24 protein-coding genes and 1 pseudogene are annotated in these 25,839 nt (G+C 69.4%); 10 read left to right on the forward strand and 15 right to left on the reverse strand.

The genetic code is table 11. The features are described 5' to 3' along the window. The first annotated feature begins 83 nt into the window (after window positions 1–83). Window positions 84–1,043: a hypothetical protein gene (locus tag ABLG96_RS19765; RefSeq protein WP_353649023.1), complete on the forward strand. Its 960-nt coding sequence runs from the start codon at window positions 84–86 to the stop codon at window positions 1,041–1,043. Between the two features lie 251 nt (window positions 1,044–1,294). On the opposite strand, the gene ABLG96_RS19770 is transcribed toward ABLG96_RS19765, so the two are convergent. Further along, window positions 1,295–2,983, reverse strand: coding sequence for a TM0106 family RecB-like putative nuclease (locus ABLG96_RS19770; protein ID WP_353649024.1), 1,689 nt, complete (start codon window positions 2,981–2,983; stop codon window positions 1,295–1,297). Between the two features lie 241 nt (window positions 2,984–3,224). Here ABLG96_RS19770 and ABLG96_RS19775 point away from each other — a divergent pair, with 241 nt between their 5' ends. The 4 genes from ABLG96_RS19775 to ABLG96_RS19790 all read left to right on the forward strand — a co-directional run bounded on the left by ABLG96_RS19775 (window position 3,225) and on the right by ABLG96_RS19790 (window position 6,204). Next, on the forward strand, window positions 3,225–3,848 hold the full coding sequence (locus ABLG96_RS19775) for a DUF6474 family protein (RefSeq protein ID WP_353649025.1): 624 nt from the start codon (window positions 3,225–3,227) through the stop codon (window positions 3,846–3,848). 79 nt (window positions 3,849–3,927) lie between these two features. Continuing rightward, window positions 3,928–4,497, forward strand: a complete 570-nt coding sequence (locus ABLG96_RS19780) for a hypothetical protein (RefSeq protein WP_353649026.1) — start codon at window positions 3,928–3,930, stop codon at window positions 4,495–4,497. A gap of 91 nt (window positions 4,498–4,588) precedes the next feature. Beyond that, on the forward strand, window positions 4,589–5,407 hold the full coding sequence (locus ABLG96_RS19785) for a YcnI family protein (RefSeq protein ID WP_353649027.1): 819 nt from the start codon (window positions 4,589–4,591) through the stop codon (window positions 5,405–5,407). Then, window positions 5,404–6,204: a copper resistance CopC family protein gene (locus ABLG96_RS19790; RefSeq protein ID WP_353649028.1), complete on the forward strand. Its 801-nt coding sequence runs from the start codon at window positions 5,404–5,406 to the stop codon at window positions 6,202–6,204. Before ABLG96_RS19785 ends, ABLG96_RS19790 begins: the two co-directional genes overlap by 4 nt. A 215-nt stretch (window positions 6,205–6,419) precedes the next feature. On the opposite strand, the gene ABLG96_RS19795 is transcribed toward ABLG96_RS19790, so the two are convergent. Further along, window positions 6,420–8,267, reverse strand: coding sequence for a serine/threonine-protein kinase (locus ABLG96_RS19795; RefSeq protein ID WP_353649029.1), 1,848 nt, complete (start codon window positions 8,265–8,267; stop codon window positions 6,420–6,422). 270 nt (window positions 8,268–8,537) lie between these two features. Between ABLG96_RS19795 and ABLG96_RS19800 the strand changes: the two genes are divergently transcribed. Further along, window positions 8,538–8,816 carry a GlsB/YeaQ/YmgE family stress response membrane protein gene (locus tag ABLG96_RS19800; protein ID WP_353649030.1) on the forward strand — a complete coding sequence of 93 codons (279 nt, stop codon included), beginning with the start codon at window positions 8,538–8,540 and terminating at the stop codon, window positions 8,814–8,816. 116 nt (window positions 8,817–8,932) lie between these two features. Here the strand turns inward: ABLG96_RS19800 and ABLG96_RS19805 are convergent. Next, window positions 8,933–9,281 (reverse strand): annotated as a pseudogene (locus ABLG96_RS19805) (metalloregulator ArsR/SmtB family transcription factor). Window positions 9,282–9,356: 75 nt separating this feature from the next. Here ABLG96_RS19805 and ABLG96_RS19810 point away from each other — a divergent pair. Continuing rightward, window positions 9,357–10,655, forward strand: a complete 1,299-nt coding sequence (locus ABLG96_RS19810; RefSeq protein WP_353649031.1) for an MFS transporter — start codon at window positions 9,357–9,359, stop codon at window positions 10,653–10,655. 31 nt (window positions 10,656–10,686) lie between these two features. Here ABLG96_RS19810 and ABLG96_RS19815 read toward each other — a convergent pair whose 3' ends face one another. The 5 genes from ABLG96_RS19815 to arsB form a co-directional block, all read right to left on the reverse strand. Next, entirely contained in the window at window positions 10,687–11,412 is a 726-nt protein-coding gene (locus tag ABLG96_RS19815) for a cation transporter (RefSeq protein ID WP_353649032.1), read from the reverse strand. Beyond that, window positions 11,412–11,744, reverse strand: a complete 333-nt coding sequence (locus ABLG96_RS19820; RefSeq protein ID WP_353649033.1) for a metalloregulator ArsR/SmtB family transcription factor — start codon at window positions 11,742–11,744, stop codon at window positions 11,412–11,414. Before ABLG96_RS19820 ends, ABLG96_RS19815 begins: the two co-directional genes overlap by 1 nt. Before the next feature lie 355 nt (window positions 11,745–12,099). Continuing rightward, on the reverse strand, window positions 12,100–13,536 hold the full coding sequence (locus tag ABLG96_RS19825; RefSeq protein ID WP_353649034.1) for an NAD(P)-binding domain-containing protein: 1,437 nt from the start codon (window positions 13,534–13,536) through the stop codon (window positions 12,100–12,102). Window positions 13,537–13,627: 91 nt separating this feature from the next. Continuing rightward, on the reverse strand, window positions 13,628–14,041 hold the full coding sequence (locus ABLG96_RS19830) for a low molecular weight phosphatase family protein (RefSeq protein WP_353649035.1): 414 nt from the start codon (window positions 14,039–14,041) through the stop codon (window positions 13,628–13,630). Then, complete coding sequence (arsB, locus tag ABLG96_RS19835; protein WP_353649036.1) at window positions 14,038–15,150, reverse strand: ACR3 family arsenite efflux transporter; 1,113 nt, start codon at window positions 15,148–15,150, stop codon at window positions 14,038–14,040. The genes ABLG96_RS19830 and arsB overlap by 4 nt, the downstream gene beginning before the upstream one ends. Window positions 15,151–15,305: 155 nt before the next feature. Here arsB and ABLG96_RS19840 point away from each other — a divergent pair, with 155 nt between their 5' ends. Both ABLG96_RS19840 and ABLG96_RS19845 read left to right on the forward strand, forming a co-directional pair. After that, the gene (locus ABLG96_RS19840) at window positions 15,306–15,653 is read left to right on the forward strand and encodes a metalloregulator ArsR/SmtB family transcription factor (protein ID WP_353651597.1); all 348 of its coding nucleotides are present in this window, start codon (window positions 15,306–15,308) and stop codon (window positions 15,651–15,653) included. A gap of 5 nt (window positions 15,654–15,658) precedes the next feature. After that, window positions 15,659–16,147 (forward strand): N-acetyltransferase family protein, encoded by a 489-nt coding sequence (locus ABLG96_RS19845; protein WP_353651598.1) that lies wholly within the window; start codon window positions 15,659–15,661, stop codon window positions 16,145–16,147. Between the two features lie 144 nt (window positions 16,148–16,291). Here the strand turns inward: ABLG96_RS19845 and ABLG96_RS19850 are convergent, their stop codons facing one another. From ABLG96_RS19850 to ABLG96_RS19865, 4 genes are all read right to left on the reverse strand, one after another. Beyond that, a complete protein-coding gene (locus tag ABLG96_RS19850) occupies window positions 16,292–16,990 on the reverse strand; it encodes a DUF305 domain-containing protein (RefSeq protein WP_353649037.1) in 699 nt (232 codons plus the stop codon). 85 nt (window positions 16,991–17,075) lie between these two features. Beyond that, a complete protein-coding gene (locus tag ABLG96_RS19855) occupies window positions 17,076–17,546 on the reverse strand; it encodes a hypothetical protein (RefSeq protein WP_353649038.1) in 471 nt (156 codons plus the stop codon). A 98-nt stretch (window positions 17,547–17,644) separates the two neighbouring features. Then, complete coding sequence (locus ABLG96_RS19860; protein ID WP_353649039.1) at window positions 17,645–19,810, reverse strand: heavy metal translocating P-type ATPase; 2,166 nt, start codon at window positions 19,808–19,810, stop codon at window positions 17,645–17,647. Between the two features lie 205 nt (window positions 19,811–20,015). Then, a complete protein-coding gene (locus ABLG96_RS19865) occupies window positions 20,016–20,750 on the reverse strand; it encodes a phosphatase PAP2 family protein (protein ID WP_353649040.1) in 735 nt (244 codons plus the stop codon). A gap of 116 nt (window positions 20,751–20,866) precedes the next feature. Between ABLG96_RS19865 and ABLG96_RS19870 the strand changes: the two genes are divergently transcribed. Continuing rightward, window positions 20,867–22,288: a HAMP domain-containing sensor histidine kinase gene (locus ABLG96_RS19870; RefSeq protein WP_353649041.1), complete on the forward strand. Its 1,422-nt coding sequence runs from the start codon at window positions 20,867–20,869 to the stop codon at window positions 22,286–22,288. On the opposite strand, the gene ABLG96_RS19875 is transcribed toward ABLG96_RS19870, so the two are convergent. From ABLG96_RS19875 to ABLG96_RS19885, 3 genes are all read right to left on the reverse strand, one after another. Beyond that, entirely contained in the window at window positions 22,252–22,932 is a 681-nt protein-coding gene (locus ABLG96_RS19875; RefSeq protein WP_353649042.1) for a response regulator transcription factor, read from the reverse strand. The genes ABLG96_RS19870 and ABLG96_RS19875 overlap by 37 nt on opposite strands. A 281-nt stretch (window positions 22,933–23,213) precedes the next feature. Next, window positions 23,214–24,092, reverse strand: coding sequence for an SDR family NAD(P)-dependent oxidoreductase (locus ABLG96_RS19880; RefSeq protein WP_353649043.1), 879 nt, complete (start codon window positions 24,090–24,092; stop codon window positions 23,214–23,216). Continuing rightward, window positions 24,089–25,651 carry an AI-2E family transporter gene (locus ABLG96_RS19885; RefSeq protein WP_353649044.1) on the reverse strand — a complete coding sequence of 521 codons (1,563 nt, stop codon included), beginning with the start codon at window positions 25,649–25,651 and terminating at the stop codon, window positions 24,089–24,091. Before ABLG96_RS19885 ends, ABLG96_RS19880 begins: the two co-directional genes overlap by 4 nt. Between the last annotated feature and the right edge of the window lie 188 nt (window positions 25,652–25,839).

Consider the following 25,839-nt stretch of genomic DNA (forward strand, 5'->3'; position numbering starts at 1 on the left):
TCGGCGAGGCCGGTCGCGTCCGACGCCGGAACGGGGTCAGCAGACACAGCGCGGTGCCGTGGGCCAAGCGGGATGATGGGGGCATGCACGACGATCCCGTGACGCCGACGCAGGGCACCATCGTCCAGCTGCGCGACGGCACTCCCCAGGACGTCACCGGTCGGCGGCGACTGACGGGACTCACGGTAATCGCGGTCGCCGTCATCGCGATGATGCTGCTGACGGCCGGACGTGCACGGCAGGTGTCCGGGGTGGCGGTGGTGCCTCCACCGCCGCAGATCGGCGACTGCGTCTCGATCCCGGACACCGATCAGGTACTGGAGCAGATGAACGAGGGTGAGGTTCCGGTGCTCGTCTCCGGACCCTGCCAGGGCGCCCGCGCAGGCGAGGTGGCGTCCCTCGAGGACCAGCGCGCGTACGCACAGGGCGACTGTTGGACCCCGACGCTGGGCTATCTGGGTGTTCCCGCGACGGCCGGCCCATTCCTGAAGTCGGAGACGGCATGGCAGACCCGAACAGCGGCGATGAGCTACACCTTCGGCCCGTCACCGCTGCAGGTCGCGGCCGGTCAGCTCTGGTCCGCCTGCGTGCTGGTGGGCCTCGACACCGAGAACTTCCGGCCACGGCCCCTCATCGAGAGCGCCCGGGATGCGGCGACGCGAGGCGGCACCGCGTTCGACCCGTTCGCGATCTGCTCGGATGCGCCGTTGTCGACCGAGTTCACCCCCTGCGGCGGGCCGCACCGCTACGAGATGGTCGCTGACGGGTTCAACCTGGGACCGAGCGAAGCTGAAGGCCTGGAATCCTGCCGGGCCTTGGTGTCCGAGCTGACCGGACTGCAGGATCCGTCTGCGAACGGACGACTGCGGGTCGAGCTGATTGCTTACCGCTACGACGACGGCGGCTCCCTTCGGAAAGCCGACTACCAGCAGGCCCGCACTGCAGGAGGCGGCGTGACGTGCACCGTTTCGCCTGTCGCTCCCGGCGAGGTGCTCACGATGACCCTGGTCGGACTGGGCGAGCGCCCACTGCCCATCGGCTGACACCCCCACGTTCTGGGCGAACGAAGACGCCCACCCAGTGTCCGGATCGCAGTCGGCATCGAGGCCGACGCTTCGGGGACGCCCCGGAGTGTGGAGCGCGTCGGTCCGGGCGCCGGCAGCCGGACCGCTGTGGCGGCCTGCTCGGTCAGCAGTGCTTCGACCGAGTCGTGGAGCGCCTGCACGCGGAGCTACGCCCGGTGTCGATCGCCTCGCTCGACCGGCACTCGCGCCGGCACCGGAAGCCTGTCCGGCTACTGGGGCGGGGCCTGATCCAGCAGGTCGGACACCGTCGGCAGCTCGAGGCCGGGCCCGGACATCCACCGGCGGATGGCGGCGGTCGCCAGCACGTCATCCTCGTTGTAGGCCAGGATCCGTTGCTGCAGCGACGATCTCAGTGCCTCGTCCACCTCCCCGTTGGCCTCGTCGAGCCCGAGCGCGCCCCGGAACCAGGCCATCGAGTTCTCGCCACCGGGAGCTTCGTCCCGCCAGCGGAATCCGGCCACCGGGGCGATCGCCTTGAGCCGCATGGAGCCGGGCACCACGAAGACCCGCTTCACCTCCGCGAACAGGTCGATCCACTGCACCGAGGTGCAGAAGGCGCGCACCTCGTCCGTCGACGGCACCCCGGAGTGGTCGCCGAACAGGGCGGGGACGGCGTACATCCACCGCTCCTCCGCGGTCCGCGACCAGCAGTAGGCGGCGAAGGACAGCCCCCGCTCGGCGCAGGCCGCGCGCACCAGCGTCAGGAAGGCCCAGAACTCTGCGAAGGCAGCAGCGCCGCCGTCCGGCAGCTCGTCCCACTGGACGAACCCGCGGTAGCCGTGCTCGATCCCGATGTCCCGCCCCTGCAACAGCGCACCCCAGAGGTAGGCGCCCTGATCGAGATAGGACTCCATGTCGACGTCCAGCTCGACGTCGGCCCGACGTGCCTCACCACTTCGCTGGCGTCGCACGAGCGGCCGACCCTGGAGCCGCGCACGTGCCTTCACCCGGAGTTCGTCGACCCGCACCGCCGTCAACTTGAGGTCCGCCAGCACCTCGGCAGGTGCAGCGATCAGGTCGTCCAGGGTGCGCAGTCCCACCGCGTGCAGCGCCTCGACGTCCGCTCCCGCCGCCAACAGCGAGACATCATGGGCTGCCTCGAGTTCCGGCTCGCAGACCGGCCACCACGGGCACCGGCGACACTCCGCGACCTTGGACGGGCGGGCCAGCTCACCACCGGCCCGCGCCGCGGTGGCCACGGCGTAGCGGTCGTCGAAGCGTTGCTGGTAGTCCAGCTCGACGGTGTCGAGGTCGTGCCAGAGCACGACGGCCCCGTCGTCGACCCCCTGCACGCCGGCAGCTGCCAGCTCCGCCGCGAGTTCACCGCCCTGGAACGGCGAGCCCCGCGCGATGACGCCACCCCTGGACGACGACGACGCCAGGCCCAGCTCGCGCAACATCGCCCGGTGATGGGCCAGTTGCAGCTCGTCGCCCGGATGCCTGCGGGCCCGCCGACCGGGATCGACCACCGTCCGGAGCGGATCACCCACCGGCGAGACCCGGGCACCCGAGCCGGGGTCGAGCGTGCGGTGGCCGCGGATCAGCACCGGCAGATAGCCGTCGCCGTCCCAGATCAGCAGGTCAGGAGTCCCGAACCGGGTCGCCGTCCGAAGTACGGGCGACCGGACGATCGCCGGCCGGGTCGGATCGTCCGGTGTCCAGCCGCCCGAGAACGCGGGCAGCACCTCCAGCACCTGTACGGCGTGCACGTCCATGTCTGCCAGCCGCATCTTCAGCCCGTCGTCGGGCTCGGACCGCGCGGTCCGCGCCGCATCAGGTGCATGGTCCAGATGCACCCGCCGCCGGCAGCGCCCGGCCGCGGTGGGCGTCAACCGCAGCGCGCTCCTGGGCCGCGCGGACGGGGCGGCTGCGGCGGTCATGATCGGGTCGGTGGCCATCGTCGTCGAGCGTAGGCGCCGCCACCGACGGTCCTTCAGGATCCGCCGGGCGCGTCCGGATCCCGGAACGTGCCCGAGTCAGCTCAGGTTCCCAGCCCTCCCTGTCACAGACAGCGCTGCGCGGACCGCTTAGGGTGGAGACGGTCGTCTTGCGCCGGTACGAGGCCGCGGCACGACCACAGGTCCAGCAGGGTCGTCGCGTCCGTCGGACGCTCGTCGATCCGCGGAGTGAGGAGCCATCATGTTCGGCCGGAAGAAGTCCGCATCCACCCGGGCGGCGGAGAAGGCCGACAAGGCCGCGGAGAAGGCGCAGAAGAAGGCAACGCGCGCCGCAGACAAGGCTGCGAAGAAGGGCACTGGCAAGGCGACCGCCGTCGCGAAGCGGGCGGACCGCAAGGCCGCCAAGGCTGCCGCGAAGATCGCGCCGAAGAGCCTGTTCGACCGGGTCACCGATCCGAAATCGGCGCGTCGGGCGATGAGCGCCGCCAAGATCGTCGGCCCGGCACTCGCGCCGTTCGCGCTCAAGGCGGCGACCTCCACCCGCGACTACCTGGACAACCGCAAGGCTGCCAAGCTGGGTGTCTCTCCCGAGGAGGTCGGCGCCTTCCGCGGCCCGACCGGCACGACCGAGGCCCGTCTGAAGGGGCTCAAGGGCTCGATCGCTGAGCTGCGAGCACGGCGCACCGGAGATCTCCAGGTCACCCGCTTCTCCGACGTCGCCGCCACCCGGATCGCCGATCTGACCACCGCCGTGCGCGCCGCCATCACCATGCCCGCCGGCCGCCGTCGGGTCACCCTGTCGGCCGTCAACAAGGAGCTCGACCAGATCGACGCCGATCTGATGACGTTCCTCGTCACCCGCTGAGCTCGCTCCCGCAGTGAACCCGCCGACCGCACGGGCGTCTGCCCCGCACCGTCGGTGGCGCGCGTCGATCCTCGCGGTCGTGATGGTCCATATCGCCGTCCTGGGGCACCTGACGGGCGGCGGGATGGCGCCAGGGCCATCGGTGGTGGCCGTCGCGTTCGGCCTCAGCTGGCCGGTCTGCTGGCAGTTGAGCACGGTCCGCCGCGGCTTCCCGGCGATCCTCGCGGTCCTCGCCCTGGCCCAACCCGTGCTGCACGTCGTCCTCGAGTTCGGCGGTGCCCTGTTCGCCGGCGCCGCCGGCCACTCCGTGGACCACCACCCCGCCGCCGTGATCGACACCCCGCAGAGCGCGGTCCCGCACGCCGCAGTAGGAACCGGCGCCGTCGCCATGCTCTCCTTCCACGCCGTAGCGGCCCTGGTCAGCGCCGTGGTGCTGGCCAGCGGCGAGCGGGCGCTCACCGGGGTGTTGTCGGCCGGCCGCCGGGTGGCCGGCTGGGTGGTGTCGGCGCTGACGGCACTGGCCGGCGCACCGGCTCCCGTGGTAGCTGCACCTCCGCGACCGGACGACAGTTGGTTGCCGAGCCCGTTGTCGATCGCACTCCCGGCTCGGCACGGACGCCGCGGACCACCGCAGGTACTCGGCGCGTAGTGACGCGCCCTCAGCCGTCCTGCACCCGTCACCCCTCGCGACGGGTTCCTCGCGCGTACCCATGCGCATCCACACCAGGAGTTGCACTCGCATGAATTTTCGACGTACCGCGGCCACCGCCGCACTCACCCTGGCCGGTCTCGCGATCGGTACCGGCGTTGCCGCTGCCCACGTCCGGGTCTCGGCCGACACCACCGTTCCTGGCGCCTACTCGGTGCTCACCTTCAAGGTGCCGACCGAATCGGCCGCCGCCTCCACCACCGGCATCACCATCACCCTCCCGACGGCCACACCGCTGGAATCCGTGAGCTTCCAACAGCTACCGGGCTGGACGGCCGAGGCCGTCACCGAGAAGCTACCCACCCCGGTGAAGGTGGGTGACACCACGATCACGGAGGCGATCGCCTCGGTCAGCTGGACCGCCCAGCAGGGTGGCGGCATCCCGCCGGGCGGGTTCGGCTTCTTCGCGCTCTCCGTCGGTCCGTTGCCGCAGACCGCTGCGCTCGCGTTCCCTGTCGACCAGCAGTACTCCGATGGCACGGTCGTGAAGTGGGCGGATGCCCAGGCCGCAGGGGCGGCCGAACCCGAACATCCGGTCCCCACGCTGACGCTCGGCGTTGCGGCCGACAGCGGCACGGACCACCATGGCGCAACAGTCACCAGTGACGCCTCCGATGCGGCCGCACTGGTCGCGGCGAACACCGACACCACCGCGCGGGTCACCGCCATCGCGGCTCTGGTGATCGCGGCCTTCTCCGTCCTGATGGGCGCCATCGCGCTCCGCCGCCCGGCGGCCGTTGCTGCGGCGACCGCGCTCGCTGCGGAATCCGCTGAGCCGCAACCGAAATCACCGCCCACTGCGCCCTCGGCACCCCGGACCGGCAGCCGGCCGAAGAAGCGCAACCGATGAGCGGCCCCCGCCGCAGAGGATCCCGCCTGCTGGGTCCCACGCTCGCCGTAGGGTTGGCCGCCATCGCGGTCCTGCTCAGCAACGGTGTCGCTTCGGCCCACGCGTACCTGCGCAGTTCCGATCCGGCCGACGGGACGACCGTCCAGACGCTGCCGGCCACCGCCACCCTGGACTTCAACGAGACGATCCAGAACTTCGAGCCGGTCGTGGTCGTCACCGGCCCGGACGGCAAGAACTACGCCACCGGCGCTGTCTTGGTGGTCGGTAACGCGGTGAGCACCGCCGTGTCAACGGACGGGCCGACTGGTGCGTACTCCATGGCCTATCGGGTGGTCTCGGCCGACGGACATCCCGTGACGGGCGAGGTGAAGTTCTCCGTCACCGCACCGCCTTCCAGCAGTCCCGGCACGAGCACTGCATCGTCGTCGTCCGGCTCAGCAGGTGCTGGAACGTCGGGCTCGACGACACCCGGGTCGTCGACGAGGGCGCCGTCCACGCCCGGTGCGCCGAGCGCGACCGGATCGAGCAGCTCGGCCGCGGGCAGTTCGGGGTCCAGGAGCTCGCAGACGCTCAGCAGCTCCAGCAGCTCCGGCACTGCCGCACCGAGTGCCGGCAGCAGCAGTGCCGCGGTCACTGCCGGCTCGAGCTCTCCGGTCGCCGCCGACCCGGCGGCCGTGAGCCCGGTGCAGCAACCGTCCTTGAGTCCCGACTGGTGGATCTGGGTCGCGATCGGGATGGCTGCCGTCATCCTGGCCGTCGCCGGCATCATCACCCTGCGCAAGCCGCACGAGGACTGATCGCCGGCGGGCCCGCCCGCTCTGCGCAGCGAACGGTTCTCACTTGCCGGGCAACGGTTTCGGCCCTTGCTCGGCGCCAGGACTGCTCTTTCGACCACCGAGAACTTCGATGATCGAGCGAGGAACTAGTCGAGATCCCCTCAGCGACAACCGGTCTCGACGGGGTCTCGACTTCCTCCTCGTCAGCAGACCCGGTGGCGCCCGGTGCGGTGCGGTCAGTGCACCTCGCTGGTGAGCACATGGGAGTAGTCGATGTCGAGCTGTTTGCCATCCCGCACCAGGGTGAACAGGGTCGCTTCGACCGCGACCCGACCATCGTGGAAGTAGTAGGTGATCTCCGCGCCGGCCGTGTCCGGAGCCGAACCCTCGGCGCCGCGGATCGTGACGCGATCGACACTGTCCCAGAACCGTTGGTAGTACTGGCGATCGACCGCGGTGTCGCTCTGGAATCGAGGGGTCAGCCGCTCCCACGCCGCGTCCGTGTCGCCGGGCAGCAGCGCGTAGTAGTCGGTCACTGCGCGAGCCAGCTCGGTGGTCGACGGCGCGCCGGCGGGGCTCGTCGCTGTGCTGGTCGACGACTCGGTGGACGACGTTGTGCTCGACGACGTTGTGCTCGACGACGTTGTGCTCGACGACGTGGTGGACGACGACGTGGTGCTCGAAGACGCTGTGCTCGAAGACGCTGTGCTCGACGACGCTGTGCTCGACGACGTTGTGCTCGAACGTGCTGTGCTGGACGACTGGGTCACCGCCGCCGACCGAGTCGATGACGCGGTGGTCGACTGTGTGGTGGTCGACGGCGCGGTTGCTGCGGTCGATCTGGGTGCGGTGACTGGGGGCCCGACTGCGACACCCGACCGCCTGGATACCACGGACGATCCCGCTGCGGACGATCCCGATGGGGTGGTCCGGCCACTGGATGCGCTCGCACTCGGCGACGGTGCGGGCGGTCCGGCCTGGTCGTTGCCGGCGCGGTTCGACACGAGCACAACAGCGACGACGATCGCTGCGGTCAGCACCGCAGCGAGGATGGCGAGCGGCACTCCGCCGATCCGCCGACGCCGCCCGGTCGGTTCCAGCAGGGTGGCGGTGCGCGGCTGTTCGACGGGTACCTGGGGTACCTCCGACACGGTGGGCGGGTGGGCCGACGTCGCGGCGGCGGGTGAGTTCGTCCGGACAGTCTGCAGAGTTTTGGTGACAGGCACGGGAACGACGGACGGCGGCGATGCCGCACCCCCCGCGAACTCCTGGTTGAGCCGCGTCAGCGCGTTGCCGACTTCGGTGATCGTCGGTCGATCTGCTGGATCGTGGGCCAGCATCCGCAGGACCAGCGGAGTCAACGGTCCGGTGTGCTCAGGAGGGATCAGATGACCGGAGGCCACCCGGTGCAGCACTGCCATCGGATTCTCGTCCGTACCGGACGGCGGGCCGCCTTCCATCGAGGCGTACAGCGTCGCGCCGAGGGAGAACACATCAGCAGCGAAGCCGGACGCGGCGCCGCGAGCCACCTCCGGCGCCAGGAACGCGGGCGTACCGGTGATCATGCCGGTGGAGGTCAGCGTCGCATCCCCGACTGCGTGCGAGATACCGAAATCGGTGAGCTTCGCTGAACTGTCGTCGGCGATGAGGACGTTGCCGGGCTTCACGTCCCGATGGATGATGCCGACCTCGTGGGCGGCGCCCAGTGCCGAGGCGAGCTCTACCCCGATCCGGGCGGCGAACTGCGGCTGGATCGTTCCTTCCATCCGCACCAGCGTGCTCAGGGTCATCGATGGTACGAACTGCATGATCAGGCAGGGCCGGCCGTCGTATCCGACGACGTCGTACAGCGTCACCGCATTCGGGTGGTGCAACCTGGCGGTGTTCCGCGCCTCCCGGATCACCCGGTCACGCGCAACGGCCGCGTCATCAGCGCTCAGGCCCGGCTGCGGCAGCAGTTGCTTGACCGCGACCCGACGCTGCAACAGCTCGTCCCAGGCCTCCCACACCGAGCCCATCCCGCCGGCGCCTACCGGCCGGACGAGCCGGTAGCGACCCGCGATCAGGACGCCGACTGCCGTCATCGAACACCTCCGGTCGATCGTGGGTACAGCGTCGCGACACAGGTCGCCTGGAACGCTACCGACAGCTGCCCTTGCTGCGGCACCGTCCTCAGGGGTGAAAGTTCCTGGCCCCCAAGGTCGTTGATGGCCGGCATTCCCCCCGCAGCACACGACTCCCGAAGGGTGGTTGGAAGCTCAAAAAACGGACATGTGGTTTGCATGTGAAGCTTCTGGGTATCAGTTGAAAGAGCGCGCGAAAACCGTTCGCGACACCAGCCAGAAGGAGTCCCCATGCTCGGGTTCATCATCAGCATGATCGTCGTCGGCCTGATCGCCGGTGCCATCGGGCGCCTCGTGGTGTCCGGCACCAGCGGCATGTCCATCCCGCTCACCATCCTGCTCGGCATCATCGGCAGCTTCATCGGCGGCTTTCTCGGCTACCTGCTGTTCCACAAGGATGCCCAGGCAGGCGCCTTCCAACCGTCGGGTCTGATCGGCTCCATCATCGGAGCCATCATCGTGGTCTTCCTGTGGGTCCGCTTCTCCGGCAAGAAGCACGTCACCCGCTAGTCGGGCAGTACCTCGATCAGGTCGCCGGACGCCGCACTCCCTCGGGGGGCTGCGGCGTCCGTGTTCGTGGGGCATCGACGACATGCTCGACCGCTGTCGGCGACGTCGCGATCGGGTCAGGCCTGCCGATGGTGTCTCGGGGTGGATTCCACGGCGTGCTCTGCCTGGAGGACGGCCGCGTGCACCAGTTCGACAGCGTGCTCGTCGCTCAGCCGGTAGTACACCCGGGTCCCGTCCTGCCGGGTCGTGACCATGCGCCATGCGCAGCTTCGCCAGATGCTGGGACACCGCGGGCGCCGCCTTGTCCACCAGCTCGGCCAGCCGGTTGACCGGCAGTTCGACGTGGTCCCGCAGCGCCAGGATCAGCCGGACCCGGGTGACGTCGGCGAGCATCGCGAACACCTCGACCGCCAGCTCCACATGCTGACTGTCCGGCTCCGAATCTCCGGCCCGTACATGTGCCATGCCACGATGATCCCACCACGCCCTCCGAACCGTGCATAGTTGCGTATCTGCGCAGAAACGCGGCAATATGGGGAGGTGAAACGAGCACTCGCGCATCCGCTGTACCGGCGCCTGTTCCTGGCGCAGGTGCTGTCGCTCGCCGGTACCGGCCTGGCCACCGTCGCTCTGGGGCTCCTGGCCTACGACATCGCCGGCGCGGGTGCTGGGCAGGTGCTGGGCACGATCTTCGCGATCAAGATGATCGCCTATGTGTTGGTCGCACCGATCGCAGCAGCTGTCGTCGCCCGATGGCCCCGCCGGGCCGTGATGATCGGATCCGACAGTCTGCGGCTGCTGGTCGCCGCGTCCCTGCCGTTCGTCGGGGTCACGTGGCAGGTGTATCTGCTGGTGTTCGTGCTCCAGTCAGCTTCCGCCACCTTCACCCCCACGTTCCAATCCGTCATCCCCGACGTCCTGACCGACGAGGAGGACTACACCGCCGCACTGTCGTTGTCCCGCATGGCGTACGACCTGGAAGCCGTGCTGTCCCCGATGCTTGCAGCGGTGCTGCTGGTGCTGATCCCGTCCTCCGCGCTGTTCTTCGGCACTGCGGCCGGCTTCGCCGCATCCGCAGCCTTGGTGCTGGGCTCGCGGTTGCCTGGCCGCTCGGACGGCGGCACCGACACCGACGAGGTGCCCGCGCCGTTCTGGTCGCGGGTGCGTCGGGGCGCCGTCCTGTTCACCTCGACACCGGCGTTGCGTCCGGTCCTCGCCCTGAACCTCGCGGTGGCCGCGACCGGCGCATTCGTCCTCGTCCAGACGGTGGTCATCGTCCGCTCACTACTCCACCAGGGCGACGGTCTGGTGGCTGTCATGCTCGCGATCAACGGTGCCGGCTCCATGACGGCCGCGTTCGTCCTGCCGCGGGTGCTGCGCACCGTCCCGGAGAAGCGGTTGATGCTCGGCGGCGCCGTCGTCCTGACCGCGGCAGTCGCCGCCGTCCCGCTGGCCCTGACGGCATCCGGGGTGCCGGCGGGCCTGTCGATCGGCGCATTGTGGCTGGCCGTCGGCATCGGCTGGGCCAGTGCGGAGACTCCCGTCGGTCGGATACTCCGACGAGCGGTCGCCGACCGCGACCTCCCCGCAGCATTTGCTGCGCAGTTCTCCCTGTCCCATGCCTGTTGGCTGATCACCTATCCGGTCGCCGGCTGGCTCGGCGCCATCGACCTCGATCTGGCCGCCGGCGTGCTGGCCGTCGTGGCAGCGGTTGCCACGATCACTGCCGCGGCACTGTGGCCCAGCGCGGGTCGGGCTGGGCGCTCCGTCGTTGCGCCACAACAGCTTTCATCGATCAGCCAGATCTCAGACCGCAGCCCGATCACGCGGTCGGACTGATGATTGCTTGCACCGTGGTCGTCGTGCGTGATCAGTGGGCGCAGCAGGAACACGTCCCGGAGCAGCCCGCCTCCGCCGTCGATGGCGCGTCGGTTCCAGCCCCGGCCGGATCCGGGTGCGGAACCCGGGGTGCGCAGCACGCATCACCCTGCCAGGCCAGTCGGCCCTCCTTGATCGCCACGGCCGCGATGAGGAGCGCCACGACCGGGTCTGCCCACGACCACCCGAACAGTGAGTTCAACAGCAAGCCGACCAGCAGCACGCCGGACAGATACGTGCACAGCATGGTCTGCTTCGAATCGGCGACCGCGCTGCGCGAGTCGAGCTCGCGGCCCGCACGTCGTTGCGCCGTGGACAGGACCGGCATGATCACCAGACTCAACCCGGCCAGCACGATGCCCACCGTGGAGTGCTCGGCCTGCCGACCACCGGTCAGTGTGATGAGTGCATCGACCCCGACATACGCGGCCAGGGCGAAGAACGACCACGCGATCAGCCGGAGCGCTGCCGGTTCCCGCGCCTTCGGATCAGCACCGGCGAACTGCCACGCCACGGCCGCGGCGGACGCCACCTCGATGACCGAGTCCAATCCGAACCCGACCAGGGCGGCGGAGTTCGCAGCAGCGCCGGCGCTGATCGCCACGACGGCTTCCATGACGTTGTAGGTGATGGTGGCGGCCACGAACCAGCGGATGCGTCGGCCGAGCACAACCCGACGCTCCAGGAGCGTCGGACTCGGGTAGTCGCGGGCGACCATCAGCAGCATCCGCGGTCGGAGGCGTCGCAATGAGCGGGATCCACCGCGACAACCACGCCCAACAGGTCCGTCAACGCACGACCCAGGCCCGGATCAGCGAGCTCGTACCGGGCGCGACGGCCTTCGGGCACCGCAACGACCAGGCCGCACCCTCGCAAACACCCCAGATGGTTGGACAGGCTCTGCCGCGAGACGTCGAGCAGTTCAGCCAGCTCGGCCGGGTAGCCGGGACCGGTCCGGAGAGCCAGCAGGATCCCGGTGCGCGTCGGATCGGACAGCGCATGCCCGAACCGCGCCAGCACCTGATCATGGGTCGTGCTGAGGGTCGCCACCGACTCATTGTACAGCTATATCTGTATCCAGCAGGGAATGTACCCTTCCGACGGACGAGACCCTGCTGGTCCCCGGGCCCGACCTCGACCGCTTTCAATGCCCTCGTCACCGCCCCGGCGGTTTCATCCCGCCCGGGATTCGTGGACGTCGATACCCTTGCCGAAGGCAATCACGGCGACGACGGCTCCGGCGATCAGCGCGGCGAAGATTGCGAACGCCAGTGGAAAGCTGCCGACGGCCGTCCCGACAGCGGTGCCGGCCCAGGGTGCCAGCGCGGTGGCGATGGTCAGTGCGGCAAACCAGTGATCAGCGCCCGCCGGAGCGGGCGCCGATCGACGTTCGATGGGGCAGCGGTCACTGGCGCGAGCTTGCCAGTTCGTCCTCGTCCTCCGATGCGGGAGTTCCGCAGCAGGCCGATGGGGGGGCACTGACGACCGTCGGTTGCTCGCCGGACCAGTCGTGCTCGGATCCGGTGGTGAACCCGCGAGCGGCATCGTCGTCCGGGGCGGTGGGGTTGCTGGAGCAGACACCGGTTTCCGGTAGCTGCAGCTCGACCCGCCCGGCTGCCTCGTGGTCGCCGGCCAGGGCGGCGGCGATGGAGCGGACCTGCTCGTACCCGGTGGCGAGCAGGAAGGTCGGGGCGCGGCCGTAGCTCTTGGAGCCGGCGAGGTAGAAGTTCTCGTCGGGGTGGGCCAGCAGCGTCGCGCCGTGCGGCGGCACCGTGCCGCAGGAGTGGAAGTTGGGATCGATCAAGCCGGCCAACCGCGACGGCGCCTCCACGCCGGGGTCGAGGTCCAGGCGCACTTCACGGAGCATCGCCAGGTCGGGCCGGAATCCGGTCGCCCCGACGAGTACGTCGACCTCGAAGGTCACCTCGCCGTCTCGGCCGGTACCGGAGACCGTGAGCATGCCGGCACGATCATCCGGCGCGGTGAGCGCCGTGATGGTGAATTCCTTCTGCAGGACGATGCTTCCGGAGCGGACGGCGTCCTTCAGGTGGCTGCCGAGTGCGCCACGGGCGGGTAGGCCGTCGCCGGATCCGCCGCCGTACAACCGGGCGGGTGAGCGTCCGCGGATGGCCCAAGTGATGGTGGTCGCGGGTTCCTGGTTGCGGAGCCTCACCAGGGCGAGCAGGGTGCTGGCGGCGGAGTGGCCCATGCCGACCACCAGGACGCGCTTGCCGGCGAACCGGGTGCGGTCGCGGCCGAGAACGTCGGGCAGGGCAGGTGCGATCCACGGGGCTCCGGTGTCCTCGCCGCGGGCCGGCAGACCGGACACACCGAGCGGGTTCGCATGCCCCCAGGTGCCGGAGGCATCGATGACCGCCGAGGCCAGGATGTTGTCCTGCACGGCGCCGTCGGTGGTGACGGTGCGAACAAGGTACGGGCGGCCCTCCCGGCCGATGGTGCGGGTCTTGTCCACCCCATGGCGACTGACCGCCGTCACGGTCGTTCCGGTCCGGATCCGGGATGCCATGGCGTCGGTCGCGGCGAGCGGAGCGAGGTACTTCTCGACCAGTTCGGCTCCGGTGGGCAGACCACCGCCGGCCGGCCGCTGCCAGCCGGTGGGCTCCAGCAACCGTGCTGCGGCGGCGTCGATGTCGTATGCCCACGGGGAGAACAACCGCACATGGCCCCATTGGCTGATCGCGGCACCGACCGCCGACCCTTGCTCCAGGACCAGCGGTTCCAGACCCTGCTCGAGCAGCTGCGCCGCGGCGGCCAGTGCCACTGGGCCGCCGCCGATCACCACGACCGGAAGTGTGGCGTTCTCAGGGATGGTGGATGTCATGGCTGTTCTCCTTGCTGATCAGCTGCTGCCTCGGGCGTTGGGCAGGTTGATGTTCTCGGCCGAGGACTGGTCCCGGTCTGACCGCACTTCTTCAGCTCAGCCGATCGGCGAGCTCGTCGACGCGAGCGGCGATGTCGTCGCGGACCAACCGCATCCGCTGCATCCCTTCGATGCCTCGCTCGAACGGCTCATCGGTGTCCCACACCTCGACCGGGGTCCCGCCGACCGACCACACCTGCGCATCCCGGCCCAACACCACAACCAGGTCCGCACCGGCAATCATGTCGTCGGTGAGTTGCCGGGTGTGCTGGTCGGAGATGTCGATCCCCCACTCCTGCAACGATTCCACCGACTGCGCGTTGAGCTTGTCACCGGCCTTGGTGCCGGCCGAACAGACATCCACGGTGTCGCCGACGCGGTGGCGCATCAGGCCGGCCGCCATCTGTGACTTGCCGCCGTTCTTCACGCAGACGAACAGCACGGACGGACGGGAGGATTTGCTCATCGGGCGGCCTGCTTCGCTGCGAGGGCCGGCGGCGCGGTCGCGTCGCCGGGGAAGTACCGGCGCCCGGCCCACAGCGCCACGTAGACGAGTCCGACCAGCACGGGAACCTCGATGAGCGGTCCGACGACACCTGCGAGTGCCTGTCCGGACGTCACCCCGAAGGTGCCGATCGCGACGGCGATGGCGAGCTCGAAGTTGTTGCCGGCAGCAGTGAATGCCAGTGTCGTGGTGCGGGCGTAGCCGAGCTCCAGTACGCGGCCCAGGAAGAAGCTGACGCCGAAGGTGATGGCGAAGTAGACCAGCAACGGCAGCGCAATCCGCGCAACGTCCCACGGGCGGCTCGCGATCTGCTCACCCTGCAGTGCGAACAGCACGACGATGGTGAACAGCAGGCCGTACAGCGCCCACGGTCCGATCCTGGGGAGCACCTTGGCCTCGTAGCGTTCACGCCCGATGGTCTTCTCGCCGATGAGCCGGGTGAGAAACCCTGCCACTAACGGGATTCCGAGGAACACCAGCACGCTCGCGGTGATGGCCCGGACGGAGAACTGCACGCTGGTGGTGGACAGACCCAGCCAACCGGGCAGCACCTGCAGGTAGAACCAGCCGAGCGCACCGAAGGCGATCACTTGGAACACGGAGTTGATGGCGACCAGCACGGCAGCTGCCTCGCGGTCGCCGCAGGCCAGGTCGTTCCAGATGAGCACCATGGCGATGCAGCGGGCGAGTCCGACGATGATCAGGCCGGTTCTGTACTCCGGCAGGTCCGGCAGCAGCAGCCAGCCGAGCGCAAACATCAGCGCGGGCCCGATCAGCCAGTTCATCACCAGCGACGAGATCAGCAGCCGCTTGTCGCCGGTGACCTTGCGGGTCTCGTGGTAGCGGACCTTCGCCAGCACCGGGTACATCATCACCAGCAGACCGATCGCGATCGGCAGCGAGACCGACCCGATCTTCACCGTGTCCAACGCTGTCGGCAGACCCGGGATCACGCGACCCAGGATCAGACCGAGGGCCATCGCAGCGATGATCCAGACAGGGAGGAAACGGTCAAGGGTGGAGAGTTTCCGCATCCCCGGCGCGGCGTCCGGGGCGGTGGTCGTGACCATCTGACAAACATTCCTCATAGACGCTGATCGATGTCCGTCATCATCACCAAGACATCGACTTCTGTCAATGTGACCGGCATACTGCAGTGATGAGCCCGACCACGATGCTGCCGATCACGGACGTGTCTCCGGCGGGAGCGTTGGTACGCGAGCCGATGACGGCCGAGGCCGCAGCCGATCTGTCCCGCGCGTTCAAGGCCATCGCCGACCCCGCGCGCCTGCGGTTGCTCTCGCTCATCGCCGCACATCAGGGCGGCGAGGCCTGCGTCTGCGACCTGACCGAGCCCCTCGGTCTCACCCAACCGACCGTGTCGCACCACCTCAAGGTGCTCCTCGACGCCGGACTGCTGACCCGCGACAAGCGCGGCGTCTGGGCGTTCTTCGCCGTCGTTCCGGCCACCTTCGACCGACTCGCCGCCGTGCTGTCCAGCGACACCCAGTCGGGTCCCTTCGTTTCCCCTGACCTCGGCGCGAGCCGCGCGTTGGCCGGGGGAACGCACTGACCCACATCCCGGAGGTGCGGATCCGACGCCTGCTCAGCCGGGACTGGCCGGAGGTCGAAGCGATCTACGCCGCCGGCATCGCCCAGGGAAATGCCACCTTCGAGACGTCCACCCCCAGCTGGGACGAGTTCGACCGGTCGAAACTGACCGACCACCGCCTCGTCGCTCATGACGATGACGCCGTTCTCGGCTGGGTGGCCGCATCCCCGGTGTCCGCACGAAGTGTCTACGCGGGCGTGGTCGAGCACTCCGTCTACGTCGCTCCTGCGCACACCGGCCGCGGAGTGGGCGCCGCACTGCTCGACGCACTCATCACGTCCACCGAGGCCGCGGGCATCTGGACCATCCAGTCATCGACCTTCCCCGAGAACACCGCCAGCCTCGCGCTGCACCACCGCGCCGGGTTCCGCACCGTCGGAGTCCGCGAACGAATCGCCCGACACCACGGCGTCTGGCGCGACACCATCCTCATCGAACGCCGAAGCGCGCGCTGAGAGGCAACGATCCGGTCGCCCGTGGTCGACCAACGGCCGGTTGAGGCCGGTGCACGACGTCGAGCGGCCAGATCGTTGCGGACGACTCAGCCGACCAGCCGCTGCTCGCGGCCGCCCTGCGACATCTGTGGGGGCGGGCCGGACTCACATGCCCTGGAGGAGTGCCTTCATCTCGGCGATCTCGGCGGTCTGGCTGGTGGTGATGGTGTCGGCCAGGGCCAGGGCGTCAGGGTTCTGACCGGAACCCTTCTCGGTCTTCGACATCTCGATCGCGCCCTCGTGATGGGCGATCATCATCTCGAGGAACATCTTGTCGAACGCGGCGCCGGTTGCTGCGGTGAGCTGCTGCATCTGCTCATCGGTCATCATCCCGGGCATCGCCGAACCGGAACCGTCGTTTCCGGTGCTGGAGCCGTGGTTCATCCCGCCCATGCCGCCCATGCCGGAGGACTGCGTCATCGGGGGCATCCCCCAGGCCTGCAACCAGCCGGTCATCTGCTCGATCTCCGGAGCCTGCGCGGCCTTGATCTTCACGGCCAGGGCCTTGACCTCGGGGCTCTCGGCGCGGTCCGGGGCCAGGTCGGCCATCGCGATCGCGCCCTGGTGATGGACGGTCATCATCTGCGCGAACATCACGTCCGCGGCGTTGTGCGCAGTGTCCACGGCTGACGAGCCGCCCGCGGCGGACCCGGCGGTCGCGCTGCCGGCGCCGTTGCCCATGGTGATGGACATCGAGGTCGCGCCGGGGGCGCCGGCGGTGGTGGTGTCGGTGCCGCACGCTGCGGCGGTCAGGGTCAGTACTGCTGCGGCGGCGAATGCGCCGACGCGTGATCGAACGTTCATGACAGAGGTCTTCCTGTGTGGTTGGGGGGTGTGGGAGCACGGCGAACACACTGATCACCAGGAGGTGGTCGGTGTGGGTGCTCTTCTAGACCCGCAACACGCAGAGAGATATCCGAGGCGGCCCGATGAGTGGTGGGCCCCTCGGGATCGACGTCGCCAGGCTCGCTGAACTGCGGGCGGCAAAGGGTTCGATGCGGCGGCGCACCGCCGCGAGCACGGCAAGCAGTACGGCGGCGCCGGCCCCGATGACCAGGAACAGGATGCAGGCGGTCATCGGAAGATCGCCCCCGCTCGGCGCGGCGGGCATCACCATCGCTGCCCCGGCAACGGGCATGACCGCGGCCATCTCGACAGCACCGTGCCCGTCGTGCGAGTCGGAGACAGCCGACACGGCCGGGGAATCACCCAGCATCGAGCCGTGATGGCCGCCCGCCGCGTCGTGCTGGCTGAGCACATGCATCGCGATCACACCGGTGAGAACCAGCGACACCAGCAGCCAACGCAGCACTGCGGACCGCACGCTCGGGCGCGGTGCAGCGGGCGTTGACGGGGTCACGCCTCCCAGTGTGCACGCCCGCAACCGGGTCACGGAAAACTTCCGCAGCGATGGCGGCGCTGGAGTTGTCAGCATCACCTGCGGTCGGTGGCTGTCCGTCACGGTCGCGCCGCAGGAGTCGCGGGCTCAGATTCCCGCGGGTCGAGCACGGCGCGCAGGGTGGCTTCCGGTCGCAGGTCCAGGCGTCGCAGGAGCTGAGCGTTGAGCGCGACGACGATCGTCGACAGCGACATCAGGATCGCGCCGATGGACATCGGCAGGACGAACCCGATCGGCGCCAGCACCCCAGCAGCAAGGGGAACGGAGAGCAGGTTGTAACCGGCGGCCCACCACAAGTTCTGCTTCATCTTGCGGTAGCTGGCCCGGGACAGTTCGATCACCGACAGCACCGACCGGGGGTCGTCGCTGGCCAGGATGACCCCGGCGGAGGCGATGGCGACGTCGGTACCGGCGCCGATGGCGATGCCGACATCGGCCTGCGCGAGTGCCGGCGCGTCGTTGACTCCGTCCCCGACCATGGCAACCTTGCGGCCCTCGCTCTGCAACTGCTGGACCTTGTCTGCCTTGTCCCCGGGGCGGACCCCGGCGAAGTACCGGTCGATGCCCAACTCGGTGGCCACCGAGTGCGCGACCGCCTCGGCGTCACCGGTGATCATCACGACCTGCACATTCCGGGCGTGCAGCGCGTCGATGGCCTTGCGCGATTCGGGGCGGATCTCGTCGGCCAGCTTCAGGGCGCCGACGACCTGCCCGTCGAACAGGACGTGCAGGATGATCGCCCCATCGGCCCGCCAGGCGTCGGCCACGTCCAGTTCGTGGCCGTTCTCCTGATCCAGCAGGTTCGGGCCACCGACCTGGACCCGGTGACCGTCGACCTGCGCGGACACCCCGACGGCCGGCGCGGAGCTGAAATCCCTTGCGGCACCGGGGTTCAGCCGGCGCGCGTGCGCCGCACCAACGATGGCCCGTGCCAGCGGGTGCTCGGAGTCGGTTTCGGCGGCGGCCGCGGCCGCCAGGACCGTGTCGGCGTCGTGGTCACCGACGGTGTGGATGTCTGTGACGGTCGGTTCACCCTTGGTGAGCGTGCCGGTCTTGTCGAACAGCACGGTGTCGACGGTGCGCATGCTCTCCAGGGCCAGGCGGTCCTTGATGAGCACGCCGCCCTTGGCCGCGCGTTCGGTGGCGATGGACACCACCAACGGGATCGCCAACCCCAGGGCATGCGGGCAGGCGATCACCAGAACCGTGATGGTCCGCACCACGGCGTCATCTGGCAATCCCACCAGGGTCCAGACGATCGCGGTGATCACCCCGGAGATCAGCGCGAACCAGAACAGCCAGCCTGCGGCGGTGTCGGCGATCCGCTGCGCCCGGGACGACGAGTTCTGCGCGTCGGCGACGAGCCGCTGGATGCCGGCCAGCGCGGTGTCACCACCCACCGCGGTGATCTCCACCCGAATCCCGGAATCGGTGGCCACCGTGCCGGCGACGACCTGGTCGTTCTCGCTGCGGCGCACGCTGCGGGATTCGCCGGTGATCATCGATTCGTCCATGCTCGCCGACCCCTGCACGATCCGGCCGTCAGCCGGCACCCGGCCGCCCGGCCGCACGATCACCAGATCGCCGACCTGCAACTCCGCCGGCGGAATCTTGACGACCTGCTCGCCGTCGAGCTTCTCCGCCTCGTCGGGCAGCAGCGCGGCCAGCGAGTCCAACGCAGACGTGGTCTGCGCGAGGGAACGCATCTCGATCCAGTGCCCGAGCAGCATGATCACGATCAGCAGGGCCAGTTCCCACCAGAAATCCAGCTCGTGATCCAGGATCCCCAAGCTGGAGCCCCAGGACGCCAGGAACGCCACCGTGATCGCCAACGCGATCAGCAGCATCATTCCGGGCTTGCGGGAACGCAGCTCGCTCACCGCCCCGGTGAGGAACGGCTTGCCGCCCCAGCCGTACATGAGCGTGCCCAGGATCGGGGAGATCCAGCTCCACCCGTCACCCCGTGGTAGCTCGTAGCCCAGCAGCATCGCGAACATCCGCGAGAACCCGACCACCGGGACTGCGACGACGAGCATGATCCAGAACAGCCGCCGGAACTGCCCGACGTGATCACCGTGACCGCCGTGACCGCCGTGACCGCCGTGGCCGGCGTGTTCGGTCGCCGCGGCGCGACCCTCGCGACTGCCGGAATCCGCTCCGGGGTCTCGACGGTCCGCCACTGTCGCCGTGTCGTGACCGTTGTGGTGCGCGCCCTGTTCGTTCATCTCATCCACCTCCGGTCAGAGCGCTGCCCGACAGGTGTTGGCGGACGGTGATCGCTCTGTGCAGATACCCCCAGGAGGTATCCAACCCACACCATACCCCCTAGGGGTATGGGCGTCGATGGGGAGCACCGCAGTCCGCAATCCGGACGACAGCACGAGGAAAACCGGGGCTTGACCAGGTCACCTGCTACGGCCCACGGTCAGGTCACCGCCCCGGGGACGGGTGATGCGCGGACACCGGGTCCGTCTTCGGGAGGTGGGTCGGCATCATCCGGCGCAGCACGGCCAGTTCCAGCAGCAGCACGGCGGTGCCCAACAGGAGCGCACCGACGATGTCGCTGGACCAGTGGACGCCGAGGTACAGCCGATCGAGCACCACCAGGACGACGAGGACCGACCAGATCGTGACGACCAGGAACCTGCGGACACCGCGGAGAACAGCCACCATTGCCAGCGCGCCGAACACCGCGACGACCCCGGTGACGTGTCCCGACGGGAAGGAGTTGTTCGTCTCCGGCATCAGCTGCATCGCGGCCGGCGGTCGGGGCCGGTCCACCCACAGTTTCGCCGCTTCGAGTGCGACAGCTGTCGCCACAGCGGCGCCCACCAGGAACGCAGCGCTCATCCGGTCCTTGCTGCGCATCAGCAACCACAGCGCCGCCGCGATGACGACGCCTGCGGTGACCGCAGGATCCGTGCCGACGGCGATCGCCTGGGCGATGATCGTCAACAGACCTGTGCGGATCTGGATGAACCCGTTCATCACATTCGCGTCCGCGGCGAACGGTCCCGGGTGATCCACCACCAGGGCGGCCAGCCAGCAGAACAGTGCCACCGCGACGAACGCGCCGGGAACGTACAGAGCTGCGACCGGGTTCAGCTTCGGGCGGGTGGACAGCTCGACGCGGGGCAACGGCGAGCTGGCGTGGTGGGCGGTCATCCCGTCAACAGTGCCGACCTGCTGCTGAGAGGACGCTGAGAACGATCCGGCACCGCAGACGGGCGGTGCCAGACTGTGGCGATGTGCTTCGCAGACGCACCGCTCGGATCCGGGTGATGCGCAGGCTCCCCGCTCCCTCACGCTGGAGTGTGCGTGCCCGCTCCGCGATGGCGTCCGCGCTCATCCTGGCTGCCGCACTGTTCCTGGTCTTTGCTGCGGTGCTGTTCATTCTGAAGGTGTCCCTGGAGGCTGTGTCACACGATGCCGCGAGGGCGAGGGCACACGAGATCGCCGCAGCTCTGAGCGGCGAAGGACCCGCAGCCCTCGACGAGGGTCTGTTCGCAGACGCGGGGTCGGCCGTCGTCGCGCAGGTACTCGACGATTCCGGCCGCGTGGTGCGTCAGTCGCCGTCGGCGCCGCGCGTCGTCCTCACCACCGAACGTCCCGGCCCCGGCGTCGAGACCGACGGCGGACTCCTCGAGGTACCCGGCGCCCTGGCCGACTACTGGGTGGTCTCCGTCGGAGCGACGAGCGGGTCAGCCACCTACGTCGTGATCACCGGTTCGTTCCAGGGCTCGACCGAGTCGACGGTCTGGGCAGTGTTCAGCGCGCTGGCGATCGCCTGGCCGCTCACCATCGCACTGGCATGGGCAGCCACGTACCTGTTGGTGGGCAGGGCTTTCCGCCCGGTGGACACCATCTCGGCGACGGTGTCCCGGATCCGTGCCGAGGATCTCGGCGAGCGGATAGCGGTGCCGCCCAGCGAGGACGAGATCGCTCGACTGGCGGTCACGATGAACACCATGTTGGACCGCCTGCTGGCCGGCCGACAAGCCCAGCAGCGGTTCGTCGGGGACGCGTCCCACGAGTTGCGCAGTCCGTTGTCCGGCATCATCGCCGCGCTGGAGTTGGCCACGATCCGGCCGGGCACACTGGATGCGGACGTGATCGGCAGCTCCTTGCTGCCCGAAGCCCGTCGGATGCAGTCACTGATCGACGACCTGCTCCTGCTGGCGACCGCGGACGAGCGGGGCCTGCATCCGGTGGTGGTGGACGTCGACCTCGACGACATCGTCGACACCGTGGCGGACACCACCCGGGTGGGCCTCGCCGGCTCGGATCGCCGACCCCGGATCGTGGTGCGCTCAACCCCCGTCCGGGTCAGCGGCGATCACCACCAATTGACCAGGATGGTGCGGAACCTGGTGGACAACGCCGTGCGGTACGCCGACTCCGGGGTGCTCGTGGAGCTGAGCTCGCGCGGCCCCGATGCGGTGGTGCGGGTGGCCGACGACGGACCCGGGATCGCCCCGGAAGATCGCGTCCGGGTGCTGGATCGATTCGTCCGGCTGGATGCCGGCCGGTCCAGAGCGGCCGGCGGCGCCGGGCTGGGTCTGGCGATCGTGGCCGAGGTAGTGGCTGCGCACCGCGGCACCGTCGAGGTCAGCGCAGCCGATTCCGGCGGAGCATGTTTCACCGTACGGATCCCGCTGCCACCGGCTCAGCCGGACCCCCTACCGGAGGCCTCGAGCCGATAGCCGTGACCGCGGACCGTGACGATCCGCGCGGTGCTGCCATCCAGCTTGCGCCGCAGGTAGCCGGCGTACACCTCGACCACGTTCTCCGAGCCCTCGTGGTGCTCGTCCCAGACCCCGCGCAGGATCTCGCCCTTGCTCACCGCTGCGTCGCGCCGCTTCATCAGGAAGTGCAGGAATCCGTACTCCCGCGGGGTGAGCGTCACCTCCGCACCGCGCACAGACACTTTGTGCCGCAACGGATCCAGTGCGAGATCGCCGCACGACAGGATGACCGGCCGCGCGGGGGCGCCGCGCCGCTCCAATGCTCGCAGCCGGGCGATCAGCACCACGAAGGAGAATGGTTTGGTCAGGTAGTCGTCGGCACCGAAGTCGAAGGCGTCCGCCTGGTCGTACTCTCCGTCCTTCGCGGTCAGCATCAGGATCGGGGTCCAGACCTGCGCGGCGCGCAACTCCCGGACCACGTTGTAACCGTTCAGCCCGGGCAACATGATGTCCAACACGATGACGTCGAACTCGCCGGTCAGGGCCTGTTCGAGTCCGGCAGTGCCGTCACCGACGGAGCTCACCCGGAACCCTTCCTCCGTCAACCCACGGACCAGTGTGGCGGCCAGCAGCGTCTCGTCCTCCACCACCAGGATCCGCATCAGGCGCCAGCTTTCTCTCACGTCGGGGGCGGGTATCCGTCCGGGGCTGCAGCACCTCTCGCTCCGACCCCACTATGTCCGATCGGGCGGCCGGCAACGCTCCGACGCGGTCCGATCTTTCAGCAATCCCACAGCAGGCCGGCGGCACCATCGCCCCAGCACGCCCCAGCAGGCCCCCGCCGCCAGCTGTACGCCAGGCCCACTCGCCGAGAACGGAACCCCGAATGGACCACACCACCGACCGGCGGCCACGCGGATCGCGGCCGAGCTCCCGGCAGACTTCAGCCCGGGATCTCGCACCCGGTCAGCTCGGCCGCCAGGGCGAACAGGAAGTTGGCGTCATCCTCCCGGCGGGCCCCGGCCGAGACGGTCGCCGGGTGAGGCTTTCCACGAACCAGCAGCGAAGGTCCCCAGAACTGGCCACCCTCGACCCCGGCGCCGATCGCAGCGTGCACCTGCGACAGCGCACCGTGCGCGGGTGACGACCCGAGCAGCTGGCTGATCCTGCGGGCGAAGACCAGCCCGAGGCCGGGCGCGTCACCCCGCTCACGCGGCGGCCGTTCGTCCGTGGCCGACCAACCGGGATGCGCCGCAACGGCTTTCACTCCACTGCCGGATCCGCGCAGCCGACGGTCCAGCTCGAGGGAGAACATCAGCGTGCACAGCTTGGACTGCCCGTAGGCCTGACCGGGCGCGTAGTCGGCACCGAGGCCGAACTGCCGATCCAGGCGTCCCGCGGACCGGTGGGCGATCGAGGAGAGCGAGACCACCCTGGCGTCAGCGGTGAGCGTTGGCAGCAGCAGCCCGGCGAGCAGGTAGTGGCCGAGAAAGTTGACGCCCCAGTGCATCTCGAAGCGATCCGCGGTGAGCGACTGCTCCGGCACGAGCATCACCCCGGCATTGCAGAGCAGCACCGAGATCGGATCGGTACTGCCCTCGGCGAACCGCCGCACCGACCCCAGGTCGCCGAGGTCCACCTGCTGGACCCGCAGATCGGCAGCCGGCTCGCTCGCCCGGATCGCCGCGGCCGCGGCCGCGCCCTTGTCCGTGCTGCGGACCGCCATCGTGACGGGGATCCCGGCGGCGACCAACGCACGGGTCGTCGCCAGACCCAGGCCGGCGTTGGCGCCGGTCACCACCGCACGGGCGCCGTCGGTCACCGGCGTTCCTGCACCGGCATCAACACTTCCCGGACGATCAACTGGAGGGCGGCTGCCACCGGCACGGCCAGCAGCGCGCCGGTCACCCCGAGCAGCGCGCCGCCGACGAGGATCGCCACGATCACCGACCCGGAGTTGATGTGCACCGTCCGGCGCATCACCCTGGGGTACAACCAATATGCCTCGAACAGGTGCTGGATCAGGTAGAAACCGCCGGCGATGACACCGATGGTCAAGGACTGGGTGAACCCGATCAACGCCATCGAGATGCCGACGACGATCGGACCGACGACGGGGACGAAATCGAGCATCGCGGCGCCGAGCGCGATGGCCCACGGGTACGGCAGACCGACGACGGTGGCGAAGATCCCGGCCACCAGACCGGCCTGCAGGGCGATGATCGTGGCGCCCGAGAGGTACCCGCCCATCTGCTTGAGGATCTTGTCGCCGAGGTCGGTGACCCGCAGCCGCTGGGACGCAGGCGCCAACCGGTAGCCGGCCGCCTTGATCCGCGGGAAGCCGGCAACGAAGTACAGCGCCAGGATGAGGACGACGAACAGGTCGAAGACGATGCCGGCGACCGTGGCCGCACCGGTCAGGATCCCGGTCGCCGCACCGGATCCGATCTGTTGGACGAAGTTCGAGCTCTGGATCTGTTGGATGATCCCGAACTTCTCGTCCAGGTTCTTGATCGTCGGATTCTGCTGCAGGTTCTCCAGCGTGGTCGGCAGGTTGACGACGAACGCCGTCAACTGTTCGACGATGGGCGGGATGATGGCGTAGACCGCGCCGGCGATCGCGCCGAGCAACACCAGGAACACGACCAGCACCGCCAGGCCGCGCCGCAGGCCGCGCCGCTCGAACCAGCGCACTGCCGGGTCGAGTCCGATGGCCAGCAGCAGCGCGACGGCGATCACGATCAGCGTGGAGCGGATCGTGTCGAGGGCGAGGTACGTGGTGTAGGCCAGCAGCAGACCGACGCCACCGAAGAAGCCCGCCTTGAACGGCGAGAACTGCCGCTCCTCGGCTCGTTCGTGGGCCGCCGTCATCACCGCCCGGCTGTCCGCGGCGGCCGACTCGGCGGCGCGCATCGCGCGCTCCGATGCAGTCACCCGGGTGACGAGCTGGCCCACCACGTCGCGCAGGCCGCCGCGCCGGGAACCGTCCTTGCGTCCCCGTGCTTCGTCGGAGCCCTCGTCCCGAGCAGGGCTGCCCAGGGGCGAGCCGTCCTCGCCGTCTTCGGAAGTCTCGTCCAGAGCCGCTGCGAGCTCGGCAACGACGGCCCGGGTACGCAGGTCGATGCCCCGCTGGGCGTCCATGTCGTCCTGTTCCAGCTCGCGCGGCTTCGGATGACGGGGCGGCGTGTCCGGCGCATCGCCCACGATCGGGTCGGGTGCTGGGCCGGGTCCGGGTACCGGGGCAGGTCCGGAACCACTCACCGGGTCGCGGAACGGACGGTCGACATCGGTCGGGGTGTCGGCATTGCCCGGGCCGGGGCCGGGGATCGGCCAGGGCACCGGAGCGGGGCCGGGATTGCCGGGATCGAGCGGCCGGCTCATCGGCGCTGGAGATTCATCGGGCGATCCACCTTGCGATCGTGACACACGGCGGAGCTTCCGGCGCGCTTTCGTATGCTGATCGGGTCCGATCGTCGACGACGGACCTCGTTTCCGCGGATCGGTCGGCTGTGATCGATGTCCAGGTGCGGGAACCCAGCGGCCGGCCGGAACTCGGTCCACAACATCCA

The organism is Nakamurella sp. A5-74 (assembly GCF_040438885.1).
In the GTDB taxonomy this organism is placed as follows: domain Bacteria; phylum Actinomycetota; class Actinomycetes; order Mycobacteriales; family Nakamurellaceae; genus Nakamurella.